The organism is Bradyrhizobium sp. USDA 4532 (assembly GCF_024171315.1).
In the GTDB taxonomy this organism is placed as follows: Bacteria; Pseudomonadota; Alphaproteobacteria; order Rhizobiales; family Xanthobacteraceae; genus Bradyrhizobium; species Bradyrhizobium australafricanum.
Map to the genome: position 1 here is coordinate 5,845,863 of NZ_JALJZN010000001.1, position 15,923 is coordinate 5,861,785.

At 65.9% G+C, this 15,923-nt stretch carries 15 protein-coding genes; 14 read left to right on the forward strand and 1 reads right to left on the reverse strand.

Annotation, left to right across the window (positions count from 1 at the left end):
* Positions 1-195: 195 nt before the first annotated feature.
* Positions 196-1,935: an AMP-binding protein gene (locus J2R76_RS26915; RefSeq protein ID WP_076824517.1), complete on the forward strand. Its 1,740-nt coding sequence runs from the start codon at positions 196-198 to the stop codon at positions 1,933-1,935.
* A gap of 170 nt (positions 1,936-2,105) precedes the next feature.
* Here J2R76_RS26915 and J2R76_RS26920 read toward each other — a convergent pair whose 3' ends face one another.
* Entirely contained in the window at positions 2,106-3,107 is a 1,002-nt protein-coding gene (locus J2R76_RS26920) for an adenosine kinase (RefSeq protein ID WP_168856634.1), read from the reverse strand.
* Positions 3,108-3,351: 244 nt separating this feature from the next.
* Here J2R76_RS26920 and murJ point away from each other — a divergent pair, with 244 nt between their 5' ends.
* The 13 genes from murJ to lnt all read left to right on the forward strand — a co-directional run bounded on the left by murJ (position 3,352) and on the right by lnt (position 15,804).
* The gene (gene murJ, locus J2R76_RS26925; protein WP_253625197.1) at positions 3,352-4,890 is read left to right on the forward strand and encodes a murein biosynthesis integral membrane protein MurJ; all 1,539 of its coding nucleotides are present in this window, start codon (positions 3,352-3,354) and stop codon (positions 4,888-4,890) included.
* Between the two features lie 65 nt (positions 4,891-4,955).
* Positions 4,956-6,008: a tryptophan--tRNA ligase gene (trpS, locus tag J2R76_RS26930; RefSeq protein WP_076824511.1), complete on the forward strand. Its 1,053-nt coding sequence runs from the start codon at positions 4,956-4,958 to the stop codon at positions 6,006-6,008.
* Between the two features lie 88 nt (positions 6,009-6,096).
* Positions 6,097-6,591, forward strand: a complete 495-nt coding sequence (locus J2R76_RS26935) for a universal stress protein (protein ID WP_028335525.1) — start codon at positions 6,097-6,099, stop codon at positions 6,589-6,591.
* Between the two features lie 202 nt (positions 6,592-6,793).
* Positions 6,794-7,363, forward strand: a complete 570-nt coding sequence (locus tag J2R76_RS26940; protein WP_028335524.1) for a NifU family protein — start codon at positions 6,794-6,796, stop codon at positions 7,361-7,363.
* Positions 7,364-7,451: 88 nt separating this feature from the next.
* Positions 7,452-8,147, forward strand: a complete 696-nt coding sequence (tsaB, locus tag J2R76_RS26945) for a tRNA (adenosine(37)-N6)-threonylcarbamoyltransferase complex dimerization subunit type 1 TsaB (RefSeq protein ID WP_168856636.1) — start codon at positions 7,452-7,454, stop codon at positions 8,145-8,147.
* The gene (gene rimI, locus J2R76_RS26950) at positions 8,144-8,629 is read left to right on the forward strand and encodes a ribosomal protein S18-alanine N-acetyltransferase (protein ID WP_057015309.1); all 486 of its coding nucleotides are present in this window, start codon (positions 8,144-8,146) and stop codon (positions 8,627-8,629) included. Before tsaB ends, rimI begins: the two co-directional genes overlap by 4 nt.
* Positions 8,630-8,706: 77 nt before the next feature.
* A complete protein-coding gene (locus J2R76_RS26955; protein WP_016840396.1) occupies positions 8,707-9,159 on the forward strand; it encodes a Fur family transcriptional regulator in 453 nt (150 codons plus the stop codon).
* A 5-nt stretch (positions 9,160-9,164) separates the two neighbouring features.
* The gene (locus tag J2R76_RS26960; protein WP_057015308.1) at positions 9,165-9,845 is read left to right on the forward strand and encodes an HAD family hydrolase; all 681 of its coding nucleotides are present in this window, start codon (positions 9,165-9,167) and stop codon (positions 9,843-9,845) included.
* A gap of 204 nt (positions 9,846-10,049) precedes the next feature.
* Complete coding sequence (gene miaB, locus J2R76_RS26965) at positions 10,050-11,438, forward strand: tRNA (N6-isopentenyl adenosine(37)-C2)-methylthiotransferase MiaB (RefSeq protein ID WP_253625198.1); 1,389 nt, start codon at positions 10,050-10,052, stop codon at positions 11,436-11,438.
* Positions 11,439-11,443: 5 nt separating this feature from the next.
* Positions 11,444-12,514, forward strand: coding sequence for a PhoH family protein (locus J2R76_RS26970; protein WP_375166537.1), 1,071 nt, complete (start codon positions 11,444-11,446; stop codon positions 12,512-12,514).
* Positions 12,515-12,582: 68 nt separating this feature from the next.
* Positions 12,583-13,080: an rRNA maturation RNase YbeY gene (gene ybeY / locus J2R76_RS26975; RefSeq protein WP_057015306.1), complete on the forward strand. Its 498-nt coding sequence runs from the start codon at positions 12,583-12,585 to the stop codon at positions 13,078-13,080.
* A 1-nt stretch (position 13,081) separates the two neighbouring features.
* Positions 13,082-14,194: a hemolysin family protein gene (locus J2R76_RS26980; protein WP_076824743.1), complete on the forward strand. Its 1,113-nt coding sequence runs from the start codon at positions 13,082-13,084 to the stop codon at positions 14,192-14,194.
* Positions 14,191-15,804: an apolipoprotein N-acyltransferase gene (gene lnt, locus J2R76_RS26985; RefSeq protein ID WP_057015304.1), complete on the forward strand. Its 1,614-nt coding sequence runs from the start codon at positions 14,191-14,193 to the stop codon at positions 15,802-15,804. Before J2R76_RS26980 ends, lnt begins: the two co-directional genes overlap by 4 nt.
* Positions 15,805-15,923: the final 119 nt, after the last annotated feature.

Genomic DNA, 15,923 nt, shown 5'->3' on the forward strand with positions numbered 1-15,923 from the left:
GCAGACGGTCGCAATTGGACTCGCAGAGACTCCCCCTCACCCGGATCGCATCTTCGATGCGATCCGACCTCTCCCCGCACGCGGGGCGAGGTGAAGCGGAACCCGTCGCCGCCACAATCGAAAACCATACCCGCCATAGGTCGGGCCTGTCCCATCGGCGCCAAACGACTAAGATCGCGCAAAAAGCGTGACGACATGAACACGACCACGAGGAGGACGAGCTTGGCACCCACACCCAAGGGAGACAGCAAGGCAGACAGCTATGTCTGCGGCATTTCCGATACGCCGCTGCTCGGTGAAACCATCGGCCGCAGCCTCGACCGCGCACGGGCGCGCTGGGGCACGCGCGAGGCGCTGGTCTCGCCCAGCCACAATGTGCGCTGGACCTGGAACGAGTTCGCCGAGCGCGTCGATGCCTTGGCGGCGGGCTTCATCGCGCTCGGGCTGCAACGCGGCGAGCGGATCGGGATCTGGTCGCTGAACCGGCCGGAATGGACGCTAACGCAATTCGCCGCCGCGAAAGCCGGACTGATCCTCGTCACCATCAATCCGGCCTATCGCCTCAGCGAGCTGGAATTCGCACTCGGCAAGGTCGGCTGCGCCGCGATCGTGACGGCGACCGCATTCAAGACCTCGGCCTATATGGAGATGCTGAACACGCTGCTGCCCGAGCTCGCGAGCTCCGAGCCCGGCCATCTGCGCTCGGCGCGGCTGCCGCAACTGCGCGCCGTGATCCAGATCGGCGGACCGGCGGCGCCGGGCACCATTCTGTTCGATGCGGTATCGCAGATGGGCGGCGATCGCCATCGCGAGCAGCTTGCGGCGCTCGGCGAGAGCCTGCAATTCGACGATCCGGTCAATATTCAATTTACGAGCGGCACCACCGGCTCGCCCAAGGGCGTGACGCTGACCCATCACAACATCCTCAACAACGGCTACTTCACCGGCCTCGCCATGCGGCTGACCGAAGCGGACCGCATCTGCATTCCGGTGCCGCTCTATCACTGCTTCGGCATGGTGATGGGCAACCTCGCCTCGGTCACGCTCGGCACCACCATGGTCTATCCCGGCGAAGGTTTTGATCCGCTGGCGACGCTGACCACGGTCGCGCAGGAGAGATGCACGACGCTGTACGGCGTGCCGACCATGTTCATCGCCGAGCTCGACCATCCCGACTTCGCGCGCTTCGATTTGTCGTCGCTGCGCACCGGCATCATGGCCGGCGCGCCCTGCCCGATCGAGGTGATGAAGCGCGTCAACACCGAGATGAACATGCGCGAGGTGACGATCGCCTATGGGATGACCGAAACCAGCCCGGTGAGTTTCCAGAGCGCGACCGACGATCCCTTGGAGCGCCGCGTCTCGACCGTCGGTCGCATCCATCCGCATGTCGAGGTCAAGGTCGTCGATCTCGACGGCAAGGTGGTGCCGCGCGGCGAACGCGGCGAGCTCTGCACCCGCGGCTACAGCATCATGCTCGGCTATTGGGACGAGAAGGAGAAGACATCAGACGTGCTCGACGCCAATGGCTGGATGCACACCGGCGATCTCGCCGTGATCGACGACGAGGGCTACTGCAACATCGTCGGCCGCATCAAGGACATGGTGATCCGCGGCGGCGAGAACCTCTATCCGAGGGAGATCGAGGAATTCCTCTACCGCCATCCGAAGATCCAGGACGTGCAGATCTTCGGCGTCGCCGACGAGCGCTATGGCGAGGAGCTGTGCGCCTGGGTCAGGATCAGGCAGGGTGAAACGCTCACCGCCGACGAGGTCCGCGCCTTCTGCCATGGCCAGATCGCCCACAACAAGATCCCGCGCTATGTCGAGTTCGTCGAGGAATTCCCGATGACGGTGACGGGGAAAATCCAGAAGTTCGTGATGCGCGACGCGGTCGAGCAGCGGCTCGGGCTCAAGGCGGCGAAGACGGCGTGATCTTTCTTCTCCCTCGCCCCGCTCTTGCGGGGAGAGGGTCGGGGTGAGGGGCCGCCTCCGCAAACTGGATGAAGATGAGTACGCGGAGATTCCCCCTCACCCGGATCGCATCTTGCGATGCGATCCGGCCTCTCCCCGCAGGCGGGGCGAGGCGAGAAAGAGCGGCGCCCTTAAACCAGCAGCCCCTGCTGCTTCGCCAGATCCTGCAGCGACACCAGCGGCCGGGCGCCGATGTGCTGAATCACTTCGGCGGCGGCGAGCGCGCCGAGCCTGCCGGCATTCTCATGGCCGACATTGCGCACGAGACCGACGAGGAAACCGGCGGCGAACAGATCGCCGGCGCCGGTGGTATCGACCAGCCTGTCGATCGGCGAGGCCGGCGCCGCGACGACGCTGTCGCCTGATATCACGACGCAGCCCTTCTCGCTGCGGGTGACGACGCCGAGCTTGGTGTCCTTGCCGAACTGCTTCAGCGCGGTGTCGAAATCCGAGGTCTGGTACAGCGAGTGCAGCTCGGACTCGTTGGCGAATACCAGATCCACCACGCCCTTGCGCATCAGATCGACGAACTCGTCGCGGTAGCGATCGACGCAGAACGAATCCGACAGCGTCAGCGCGACCTGGCGGCCCGCGCCATGCGCGATGTCAGCCGCCTTCACGAACGCGTCCTTGGCGTTCTTCGGATCCCAGAGATAGCCCTCGAGATAGATGATGCTGGCGGCTGCGATCTGGTTCGGATCGATATCGTCCGGCGTCAGATCCTGCGCGGCCCCGAGATAGGTGTTCATGGTGCGCTCGCCGTCCGGCGTCACCAGGATGTAGGAGCAGCCGGTGGCCGGTCCGGTCCTGGCCGGCGCGGTGTCGAACGCCACGCCGGCGGCGCGGATATCATGGACGTAAAGCTTGCCGATCTGGTCGTCCTTGACCTTGCCGACATAGGCGGCGCGGGCACCGAGACTGCCGACGCCGACGATGGTGTTGGCAGCCGAGCCGCCCGACATCTCGGTCGCCACGCCCATGTCGCCGTAGATCGCGGTGGCGCGCGCCTCGTCGATCAGTTGCATCGAGCCCTTGGTCATGCCGTGACGGGCAAGGAACCCCTCGTCGGTCTGCACCAGCACGTCGAAGATCGCGTTACCGATCCCAAGAACGTCGTATTTTGCATCAGCCATAGACCTGCCCTGTGTTAACGCCACCCAACAAGAGTGGCGGCCTATCACGTTACGCCTCGGGGCAGCAAGCGAAGCTGAACCTGCCTGTTCCCCGTCATCCTGAGGAGCGCGCAGCGCGTCTCGAAGGATGAACGGCCCGGCTCTGGCCGATTCATCCTTCGAGGCTCGCTTCGCTCGCATCTCAGGATGACGGGTTTAAGACGGCACCACTGGAAGCTATACCTGCTACTGCTATACAAGCCTCATGTTCCGCTCCTTCCTCACGGTCTCCTCGGGAACGCTGGCCTCGCGACTGCTCGGCTTCGTGCGCGATTCCGCGATCGCGGCGCTGCTGGGCGCGGGACCGGTGGCGGATGCCTTCCTGGCGGCATTCCAGCTTGTGAATGTTGTGCGACGGCTGTTGTCCGAGGGCGGACTGAATGCCGCCCTGGTGCCGGCCTGGCTGAAGGCACGCGATGCCGGCGGCTTGGAGGCGGCAACCGCCTTTGCCGGCCGCGTGCTCGGCACCGTCAGCGCCGCGGTGATCGCATCCGCGCTCGTCATCGGCCTGCTGATGCCGCTGGTGATCGCGGCGATCGCGCCGGGTTTTGTCGGCCGCGACACGCTGCAATTCGCCGTCGACGATGCAAGGCTGATGCTGCCCTATCTCGCCTTCGCCGGCCCGGTCACCGTGATGATGGCGCTGCTCAGCGCCCAGGGGCGCTTCGCGCTGACCGCGTTCTCGCCGCTGTTGTTCAACATCGCGCTGATATCGGTGATGGCCGTGCTGCTGGTGCGGCAGCAGGAGCCGGCGCAGGCCGCGATTGTCATGGCGGCAACGATCGGCATCGCCGGCTTCCTGCAACTGTCGATGCTGGCGCTGCGCGGCGCAAGGCTCGCCTCGCCGCTCCGCGTGTCCTTCGATCCTGACATGCGCGGCTTTCTCGGCCGCGCGATCCCCGGCATGGTCGCGAGTAGCGCGCCGCAATGGCTGATGGTGGCAGGCGCGGTGATCGCATCGACCTCGCCGTCGGCGGTGTCCTGGCTCTATTTCGCCAACCGCCTGCTCGAGCTGCCGCTCGGCATTGTCGGCGTCGCCATGGGCACCGTGCTGATCCCGGAGATGACGCGCGCCGTGCGCAGCGGCGAATCCAGCGCAATCGCGCATGCGGAATCACGTGCCCTCGAGCTCGCGGTCGGGCTGGCGCTGCCGGCGACGCTCGGCCTGATGGTGCTGAGCGAACCGATCGTGCGGATGCTGTTCGAGCACGGCGCGTTCGCCGCCCAGGATAGCGCGGCAACCGCGCAAGCCTTGATCTGGCTGACGCTGGCCTTGCCGGCGCATGTGCTGGTGAAGGCGCTGTCGCCGGCATTCTTTGCGCGCGAGGACACGCTGACGCCGCTGCTCGCGACGCTGAAGGCGGTCGTGGTGACGATCGCGGCGGCCTTTCTGCTCGGGCAGATCTTCGGTGCGAGCGGAATTGCCGCAGGCATCGCGCTCGGCGCCTGGAGCAACGCGCTGGCACTGATCCGCAAGGGGGCCGCGACCTTCGGCTTCTCGATCGATGCCGATGCGCGCCGCCGGCTGCCGCGCATCCTGGCCGCGGCGCTCGCGATGGGCGCCCTGCTCTGGTTCGCGGAGGGCGGGCTGCCGTCGGCCGGTAGCCACGGTTTCGTGCAAGCAGCCTCCCTGCTCGTGCTGATCGCGGCAGGTATCGCCGCTTACGGGCTGTTCTTGCAGCTTTTCGGCGTCACCGGCTGGCGCGAGGCGGTTAACGCCGTCAGGCAAAGGCGCCCCGCCTGACTTGCGCGCGCGGAGCTTAAGTGGCAAACGACGCGGCAAAACTAGCCATTTCCGGGAATTAGACCATGGCGTTCGTTGAACGGGTTTTCTCAGGCGTCCAGCCGACGGGCAATCTGCACCTCGGCAACTACCTCGGCGCCATCGTCAACTTCGTGAAGATGCAGCAGACCCACAACTGCATCTATTGCGTCGTCGACATGCATGCGATCACGCAGGGCGTCGAGGTCTGGGGCGGCCCGGCCGAGCTCGCCCGCAACACCCGCGAGGTCACCGCGGCCTTCATCGCCGCCGGCATCGATGCCAAGAAGCACATCGTGTTCAACCAGAGCCAGATCGCCGGCCATGCCGAGCTGACCTGGATCTTCAACTGCGTCGCGCGGATCGGCTGGCTGAACCGCATGACGCAGTTCAAGGAGAAGGCAGGCAAGGACCGCGAGAACGCCTCGGTCGGCCTCTACGACTATCCGGTGCTGATGGCCGCCGACATCCTGCTCTACCGCGCGACCCATGTGCCGGTCGGCGAGGACCAGAAGCAGCATCTGGAGCTGTCCCGCGACATCGCGCAGAAGTTCAACAACGATTTCGCTGATTCAATTCGTGGTCATGGTTTCGCCGACGGCCTGTTCTTCCCGCAGCCCGAGCCGCTGATCACGGGGCCGGCGACGCGGGTGATGAGCCTGCGCGACGGCACCAAGAAGATGTCGAAGTCGGATGCGTCGGACAATTCGCGCATCAACCTCACCGACGACGCCGACACCATCGCGCAGAAGATCCGCAAGGCGAAGACCGATCCGGAGCCGCTGCCGTCCGAGGAGAAGGGTCTGGAAACCCGCCCCGAGGCCGACAACCTGGTCGGCATCTACGCGGCGCTGGCCGGCATCTCCAAGCAGGAGGTGCTGACGCAGTTCGGCGGCGGGCAGTTCTCCAGCTTCAAGAACGCGCTGGTCGAGGTTTGCGTCGCAAAACTGGCGCCGATCGCCTCCGAGATGAAGAAGCTGGTCGCCGATCCCGGCCATGTCGACGCGGTCCTCGCCGACGGCGCCAACCGCGCCCGCGGCATCGCCGACGAGACCATGCGCATCACCAAGGACATCGTCGGCTTCATCCGCCCGCGCTGACGCGCGAGGCAGGAACTGCGCGCTCCCTCTCCCAAACGGCGAGGGAGTATGGCACCATGGGTTGGTTTGGTTCAGCACCGGGACATGCATGACCACCCAGCGACGCAGCTACGAGTCAGGTCACAAGCCGAAATGCCTCGTCATCGTTGACGACACTGCGGAATGGGACCGCGCGGTCTATTACGCCAGCCGGTGGGCGATCCGGGTCGGCGGCGGCGTCGTGATGCTGCGGGTGATCGAGACCGAGGACCAGAACCAGCAATGGCTCGGGGTCGCCGACATCATGCGCGCGGAGGCCGAGGAAGCCGCCAACGAGGCGCTCGACCGCGCCGCCGGCCGCGCCAACGGCATCGCCGCGATCACCCCGGAGCGGGTGATTCGAGAGGGCGACCCGATCGAACAGATCCTCGACGTGATCGACAAGGACGTCGATATTGCAGCGCTGGTGCTGGCCGCCAACCCGGGCGCCGAGGGGCCCGGGCCGATCATCACCACCATGGCCAAGACCATGGGGGCATTCCCGATCCCGGTAACCATCGTGCCGGGCGGCCTGACCGACGCCGAGATCGACGCCCTGTCCTAACGCGTTACCGGCGCCGGACCCGCTTCCGGGCATGGGTTATGCGCCTGGAACCGCGGTTTTGCGGCTTGATCGCGGGCTTTTTAGTTGCCATCTGACTCCTTGATTTGACGCGTTTTCTTCGCGAACCGGTGTCACTTCGCTCGAAAACGCTATAATGGAACCCAACGCGCCGGCCTTGAACCGGCGACGCCGGAGACAGCAGATGTTCATTCAGACCGAAGCCACGCCGAATCCCGCCACGCTGAAATTCATTCCGGGCCGCATGGTACTCGACAGCGGGACGATGGAATTTTCCTCGCCCGAATCCGCCGCGCGCTCGCCGCTCGCCGAACGGCTGTTCGCCGTATCCGGCGTCACCGGCGTGTTCTACGGCGGCGACTTCATCACCGTGACCAAGGCGGACGGCGACTGGCAGCACCTCAAGCCCGCGATCCTCGGCGCCATCATGGAGCACTACATGTCCGGCGCGCCGCTGCTCGCCGACGGCACCGCGGCCAGCGACGACGCCCGCGATGAGGAGGACGAGTTCTTCGACGAGGCCGACGCCGAGACGGTCGAGCAGATCAAGGACCTGATCGAGACCCGCGTGCGTCCCGCGGTCGCCAATGACGGCGGCGACATCACCTTCCGCGGCTTCAAGGACGGCATCGTCTACCTCAACATGAAGGGCTCCTGCGCCGGCTGCCCGTCATCGACCGCAACCCTGCAACACGGCATCCAGAACCTGCTCCGGCACTTCGTGCCCGACGTGCAGGAAGTCCGGCCGATGTGATGGAGCGGCGAATGGCGAGTGGCGAATCGCGAATAGCATTCTCCTCTGGACCCCTGTTCGCCATTCCCTATTCGCCATTCGCCCTCCCATGATGATTCTCGCCATCGATACGGCGCTCGACGCCTGCTCCGCGGCGGTGCTCGACACCACCTCCGGCAATACAATCGCCATTGAATCGCAGGCGATGCAGCGCGGCCATGCCGAGGCGCTGATGCCGCTGATCGCTCGGGTGATGAAAGAGAGCGGCATCGGCTTCGCCGGGCTCGACCGCATCGCCGTCACCACCGGCCCCGGCAGTTTCACGGGCCTGCGCGTCGGCCTCTCGGCGGCGCGCGGCCTGGCGCTGGCCGCAGAAAAGCCGGTGGTCGGACTGTCGACGCTCGCCGCCTACGCTGCGCCTGTCGTCGCCGAGAATGGCGCGGCTGCGATCCTGTCGGCGATCGATGCGCGGCATGATCACGTCTATTTCCAGCTGGTCGGCGGCGACGGCAGTCCGATCATCAAGCCGAAGGTGGCGCCGATCGCGGAAGCGCTCGAGGCCTCCCAACACGGCGCGCTGCATCTGGTCGGCAACGCCGCCAATATCCTCGCCGAGCGCTGGCCCGCCGACGCCGCACCGCCGGTCAAGGTCGACCGGCAGCCCGCGCCCGATATTACCTGGGTCGCCTGGATCGGCGCGGCCGTGGATCCTGAAACCGCGCCGCCGCGGCCGTTCTATCTGCGCGCGCCCGACGCCAAGCCGCCGAAGGACCGGCTCGAAATCAGCACGCCGCGATCGACATGATCGGCTGGCTGTCACGATGGTGGGGCGGCGGTCCGCCCGCGGTCGAGCCCGCATCGCTGCGCGATGCGGCGCGACTCGCGCAATTGCACGGCGCGTCGTTTCATCGCGGCTGGGGCGAAGGCGAATTCGAGGCGATGCTGACCGAGCGCAACACGCTGGTGCACCGGCTGCGGCAGGGACGCAAGGTGATCGGCTTTGCCGTCTCGCGGATGGCGGCGGACGAAGCCGAAATTCTGTCGATTGCGATCGATTCCAATCAGCGCGGCCGCGGCCTGTCGCGCGACCTGCTGCTGACCCATCTCGGCCATCTTGCCGGCCGCGGCATCCGCACCATCTTCCTCGAGGTGGAAGAGAACAATCAGCCGGCGCGACGGCTCTATGAAAAGGCCGGATTCGGCGTGATCGGCCGCCGCGAACGCTACTACAAGCAGCCCGGCGGGGAACATTTGAACGCGCTTCTGATGCGGCGCGACTTGTCGTAACATCGGCGCGATGGCAGAACAGCGCCCTGCTCTGCCATCCAAGGCTCAAGGACTGGCCAAGGACCTACCAAGGACCCATGACGACGGTGAAAATCACGCCTGCGCAGAAGAATACCGGCATCGAGGCGCGCTGCGCCGCGACCGGCATGCGCATGACCGAACAGCGCCGTGTGATCGCACGCGTGCTGGCGGAGGCCATGGATCACCCTGACGTCGAGGAGCTCTACCGCCGCTGCGTGGCGGTCGACGACAAGATCTCGATCTCGACCGTCTACCGCACCGTCAAGCTGTTCGAGGATGCCGGCATCATCGAGCGCCACGACTTCCGCGAGGGCCGCGCGCGCTACGAGCAGATGCCCGAGAGCCATCACGACCACCTGATCAATCTGCGCGACGGCAAGGTGATCGAGTTCACCTCCGAGGAAATCGAGAAGCTGCAGGCCGAGATCGCGCGCAAGCTCGGCTACAAGCTGGTCGATCACCGTCTCGAGCTGTATTGCGTCCCGCTCGACGAAGACAGCAAGTCGTAAGCCGGGTGAGTTTCGACCTCGTCATCTTCGATTGCGACGGCGTGCTGGTCGACAGCGAGGTGATCTCCTGTCGCGCGCATGCGGAGACGCTGACGCGGCACGGCTTTCCGATTACACCCGACGGCGTGCTGAAGCGCTTCCTCGGCGTGTCCGACCGCGAGGCGCGGCGGATCGTCGAGAGCGAGATCGGCCGCGCGCTGCCCGAGACCTTCGAGGCCGAGGTCAAGCACGCGACGCTGAGCTTCTATGCCGACGATCTCAGCGCGATCGCGCATGTCGGCGAGGCGATCGCCGCGCTCGGCTTACCGAAATGCGTGGCGTCGAGCGGCACGCCGGAAAAGATCCATCACGGCTTGACCTGCGCCGGGCTCTACGACCAGCTCGCGCCGCATATTTTCTCCGCCACCCAGGTCAAGCGCGGCAAGCCGGCGCCCGATCTCTTCCTGTTCGCGGCGGCGCAGATGGGCGCCACCCCCGCGCGTTGCGTCGTGATCGAGGACAGCGTGGCCGGCGTCACCGGCGCCCGCGCCGCCGGGATGACCGTGCTCGGTTTTTACGGCGGCAGCCACTGCACGGCGGAACATGAGGGGATGCTGCGCCAGGCCGGCGCGGCCGTCACCTTCGCCGATATGCGGAAATTGCCCGATTTGATCGCCCGGGTGGGGGCCACGGCGAGCGCTGACTGACCCTGCGAGGTCATTCCGGGGCGCGACCGAAGGGAGCGAACCCGGAATCTCGAGATTCCCCGATGCGCAATTGCGCACCGGAGGTTCGATGCTGACGCATCGCCCCGGAATGACGTCCAGACCGCTGGATTTTCCCCGGTTTAAGCTATATTTCAGCCTCGGCGCCCCGATGGCGCCGTTTCCATTTTTCACTCTCAGGGTTCCATGACGACGCCGCGCAAGCTGCACATCAAGTCCTATGGCTGCCAGATGAATGTCTACGATGCGCAACGCATGGCGGACACGCTGGCCGGCGAGGGCTTTGTCGAGACCGCGAGCGCCGAAGACGCCGACCTCGTCATCCTCAACACTTGCCACATTCGCGAGAAGGCGTCGGAGAAAGTCTATTCCGAGCTCGGGCGGCTGCGCGTCGCCAAGGACGAGGCCGCGCGGGCGGGCCGCGAGATGAAGATCGCGGTCGCCGGCTGCGTCGCGCAGGCCGAAGGCGCAGAGATCATCCATCGCGCGCCGACCGTCGACATCGTGGTCGGGCCGCAGAGCTATCATCATCTGCCCGAGCTGTTGAAGCGCGCCAAGGCAAACGGCCGCGCGCTGGAAACGGAATTCCCGGTCGAGGACAAGTTCGGCTTCCTGCCGCAGCCGAAGCCGGATGCGATCCGCGCCCGCGGCATCTCCGCCTTCGTCACGGTGCAGGAAGGTTGCGACAAGTTCTGCACCTTCTGCGTGGTGCCCTACACGCGCGGCGCGGAAGTCTCGCGTCCGGTCGCCAGGATCATCGACGATGTGAAGCAGCTCGCCGACAATGGCGTGCGCGAATTCACGCTGATCGGACAGAACGTCAACGCCTATCACGGCGAAGGTTCCGACGGCCGCGTCTGGCCGCTCGGCAAATTGTTGCAGCGGCTGGCCACAATTCCCGGCGTCATGCGGCTGCGCTATTCGACCAGCCATCCGCGCGACGTCGACGACGCCCTGATTGCGGCACATCGCGATTTGCCCGAACTGATGCCGTTCGTGCACCTGCCGGTGCAATCCGGGGCGGACCGGATCCTTGCCGCCATGAACCGCAAACATACCGCCGACGACTACCGGCGCGTCATCGACCGGTTCCGCGCCGCGCGGCAAGACATTGCTTTTTCATCAGATTTTATCGTGGGCTTCCCCGGAGAGACCGCGGAAGAATTTTCAGCCACCCTCGCGCTTGTCACGCAAATCGGGTACGCTGCGGCGTATTCATTCAAGTATTCGCCACGGCCGGGCACGCCGGCGGCGGAGATGCGGGAGACAGTGTCAGCAGCCGAGATGGACGAGCGCTTGGGGCGGCTTCAGGAATTGATCGACAGCCAGCAATCGGCCTTCAACCGGGCTGCGATTGGCACAACGGTCGATGTGCTGTTCGAGCGCGCCGCGCGCAATCCGGGCCAGATCGTCGGCCGCACCGCCTATCTGCAGCCCGCCCATGTGATGGCATCGCCCGACATCATCGGCCAGGTCCTCCCGGTGAGGATCGACAGCCTCGAGCGCTACAGCCTGATCGGCGAGCTCGCGACGCGACCCGTGCCCGGCCTCATTTCGCAGACCATTGGAGCCTGAAATCCTTGCCCAAAAGCGCATCGGATTCGTCTTCGCTCGCTCCCAGCCGCAAACCTGACCGCGACATGCAAATGCCACCTGAGACCCGGCCCCCTGAAACTCAGGTCGTCATCGATTTCGACGACAACCGCGCGGCATCCGCGCTGGTCGGCCCCTACGGACAGAATCTGGCGCTGATCGAGCGGCGGCTCGGCGTCGTGGTCGATTCCCGCGGCAATCATCTCACCATCGCAGGCTCCCGCGACGGCTGCGACGCGGCGCGGCGCGTGCTGGAGACGCTCTACGCGCAGGCCGTCGAAGGACACGACCTCGATCAGGGCGAGGTCGAAGGCGCGATCCGCGCCGTGATCGCACAGGGCTCGCTGTTCGAATTCGACAACAAGACCGCCAAGCCGACCTTCGAGACCATCAATCTGCGCAAGCGTCCGGTGCGCGCCCGCACCGCGGCGCAGGATTCCTACATCCGCGCCCTGAAGCGGCATGAGCTGGTGTTCGGCATCGGCCCGGCCGGCACCGGCAAGACCTGGCTCGCGGTAGCCCATGCCGCGCAGCTGTTCGAGCGCAAGGAGGTCGATCGCATCATCCTGACGCGGCCCGCTGTCGAGGCCGGCGAGCGGCTCGGCTTCCTGCCCGGCGACCTCAAGGAGAAGGTCGATCCGTATCTGCGCCCGATCTATGACGCGCTGTACGATCTGATGGACGCCCGCGTCGTCGAGCGCGCGCTGCAGGGCAACGAGATCGAGATCGCCCCGCTCGCCTTCATGCGCGGCCGCACCCTGACCAATGCCGCCATCATCCTCGACGAGGCGCAGAACACCACGACGATGCAGATGAAGATGTTCCTGACGCGTCTCGGCGAGAACAGCCGGATGATCGTCACCGGCGACCCGTCGCAGGTCGACCTGCCGCATGGCCAGGCCTCGGGCCTCACGGAAGCCGTGAAGCTGCTCGACGGCGTCGAGGGCATCGCCCAGGTGCATTTCAAGGCCGAGGACGTCATCCGCCATGAATTGGTGGCGCGCATCGTGGCCGCCTATGAGGGATTGCCGCAAAAGCCGGTAAACGCCAGATCTTGAGACCAATAGCTTCGGCCGCGAGCCCGCACGATGCGGGATCCGGCCATAACGCAGATTTTGAAACCAACGTGTCCGCTTTTCCTGCCACCGAGGTTCTCGTCACCGCCGAATGCTGGCAGGCCGAGCCCAATGCCGACGCGGTGATCCACCGCGCCATCGAGGCTGCCGCTGAAATCGCCGATGCCGATGTCGCCGACGCCGAGCTTGCGGTGATGCTGACCGACGATGCCGGTATCCGCACGCTGAACGCCAACTGGCGCAGCATCGACAAGCCGACCAACGTGCTGTCGTTCCCGGCGCTGCAGCCCGAAGGCGCCGGCGGACCCGACGATGCCCCGCGCATGCTCGGCGATATCGCGATCGCCTATGAGACGACTCGGCGGGAAGCCGATGAAGAAGGGAAACCGTTCGACCATCATTTGAGCCATCTCGCGGTGCATGGCTTCCTGCACCTGATCGGTTACGACCACGAGAACGATGACGATGCCGAGGACATGGAGGCGCTCGAGCGCGAGGTCCTCTCTTCCCTCGGCATTCCCGACCCCTATGCGGATCGGACCGCCTGACATGCCGGATTCCGAACCGACCCACGACAACCCGCGCAACGTGAGCAACCTGCCCGCCGTGGTGCATGAGGGCGAGGTGCAGCGCCCGGCGGCCGAGGGCTGGCTGGTGCGCGCGATCCGCACCCTGTTCGGCTGGAAGGCCGGCTCGGTGCGCGACGATTTGCAGGTGGTGCTCGACGCCTCGACGCCCGACGATGTCGGCTTCTCGGCGATCGAGCGCACCATGCTGCGCAACATCCTGTCGCTGAACGAGCGGCGGATCGCCGACGTCATGGTGCATCGCGCCGACATCGTCGCGGTCAAGCGCGACATTCCGCTCGGCGAATTGATGAGCCTGTTCGAGAGCGCGGCGCATTCGCGGCTCGTCGTCTACAACGAAACCCTCGACGACCCCGAGGGCATGGTGCACATCCGCGACCTGCTCGCCTTCATGACCGCGAGAGCCCGCGTCACCGACGCGACCAAGACGAAGCGCAAGAAGCCGTTCCCGGCGGGGCTCGATCTGCGCAGCGTCGATCTCGCGCTGCCGCTGTCGGAAGCCAACATCATCCGCAAGCTGCTCTATATCCCGCCGTCGATGCGCGCGATCGACCTGCTGGCGCAGATGCAGGCCTCGCGGATCCATCTCGCTTTGGTGGTCGACGAATATGGCGGCACCGACGGACTGGTGTCGATCGAGGATATCGTCGAGCAGATCGTCGGCGAGATCGACGACGAGCACGATTCCGACGAGCCGCCGTCCATCGTGCGCCAGCCGGACAGCTCCTTCATCGCCGATGCGCGCGCCAGCCTCGACGATGTCCGCTCGGTGATCGGCGAGGATTTCGTGATCGGCGACGCCGGCGAGGAGGTCGAGACGCTCGGCGGCTACCTCGTATCGTTCGTCGGACGCCTGCCGGTGCGCGGCGAGGTGATTTCGGGACCCGGCAATTACGAGGTCGAGGTGCTCGACGCCGATCCGCGGCGGGTCAAGCGCGTGCGCATCAGCGCGCGCAAGGAACGGCCGACGCCGCGCAAGGAGCGCGAGCGGCGCCGCGAGCAGGCGCCGGACTCCGGAAACCCGCAGGCGAATGACAACCTGCCGCCGCCCGGCGAGGGAGCCGGTCCGCAGTGAGGCTGTCCGACAAGCTCCGATCGATCGGCCTTGCAATCATCCTGACCTGGGGATGGAAACGCGCCGTCCTCGCGCTCGCGGCCGGCGCGCTGTCTGCGCTGGCGATGGCGCCGTTCAACGCCTGGCCGGTTCTGTTTCTCACCTTTTCCATCGCGGTCTGGCTGATCGACGGCAGCGCGGCCGGCCGCTGGCGCGGTCTGCCTGCCGCGGCGCTGTCCGGCTTCTGGTTCGGCCTCGGCTATTTCGTGCCGGGACTGTACTGGATCGGCTACGCCTTCTTCGTCGATGCGGACACCTTCGCCTGGCTGACGCCGTTCGCGGTGCTCGGCCTGCCTGCCTATCTCGCTTTGTTCACCGCGTTCGGCTTCGCGCTGGCGCGGCTGATCTGGCCGCGCGACGCCTCGCGCGTGCTGGCGCTCGCGGTCAGCCTGACGATTTCGGAATGGCTGCGCGGCCATCTCCTCAGCGGCTTTCCGTGGAATGCGTTCGGCTACGCACTGACCGAGCCGCTGGCGCTGGCGCAGACCGCGTCGCTGATCGGGCTCTGGGGCATGACGTTCCTGGCCGTCGCGATCTTCGCAAGTCCGGCCGTGTTGATCGATGGCGCCTCGCGCGGCCGCAAGCCGTGGCGCGCGCCGGTGGCCGCGGTGCTGGTGCTGGCGGCGATGCTGGCGTTCGGCGTGGTCCGCCTCGCGCAGCAGCCGACCAGGTTGGTCGAGGGCGTCAAGCTGCGCATCATGCAGCCCGATCTGCAGCAGGACGCCAAGTTCAACTACTCCGCCAAGGCGGCGGTGATGCAGAAATATCTCACCCTGTCGGATCGCGCCTCCGGGCCGCACGCCACCGGCGTGAAGGATGCCACCATCCTGATCTGGCCGGAATCCGCGTTTCCGTTCTTCCTGACCAAGGAAGCCGACGCGATGGCGCAGATCGCCGACCTGCTGCCGAAGGGAACCGTGCTGATCACCGGCTCGGTGCGCGCGCCCGATCTGCCGCCCGGCGTCCGCGTGACGCGCGCCTATAATTCCATCTACGTCATCGACCACGACGGCAACGTGCTTGCGGTCTACGACAAGCTGCATCTTGTCCCGTTCGGAGAATATCTGCCGTTCCAGGACTGGATGGAGAAGCTCGGCTTCGTGCAGCTCACCAAGGTGCAGGGCGGCTACATTCCCGGCACGATTCGCCGGACGCTCGATATTCCGAATGCACCGCGCGCCCTGCCGCTGATCTGCTACGAGGCGATTTTTCCCGGCAATGTCGTGAGCCGCGACGACCGTCCCGGCTGGATCGTCAATGTCACCAATGACGGATGGTTCGGAATCTCGACCGGCCCTTACCAGCACCTGCAACAGGCCCGGCTGCGCACCATCGAGGAAGGCCTGCCGATGGTCCGCGCCGCCAATACGGGCATCTCGGCCGTGATCGACCCGGTTGGCCGGATCGTCGCACAACTCGGGCTCGGCATCGAAGGCGTGCTCGATGCCGGCCTGCCGGCGGCCATCGCGCCGACGATCTATGCGCGTGTCGGGAACGTCCCCGCCGCTGTGATTGTGATCACAGCCCTGGCGTTCGTGTTGCGGCGGCGGTTTGTGAGGCGAAAAGCCTGAGGGCCGCATATCGCCGGTTGTCGCGAACCCGAAAAAACGTCGAAATTTACCTCAGTATGATTCCACCAGTTGACAGATCGACCGTGCACTTCGCATTGTACGGGTCCACGCGAAATCAC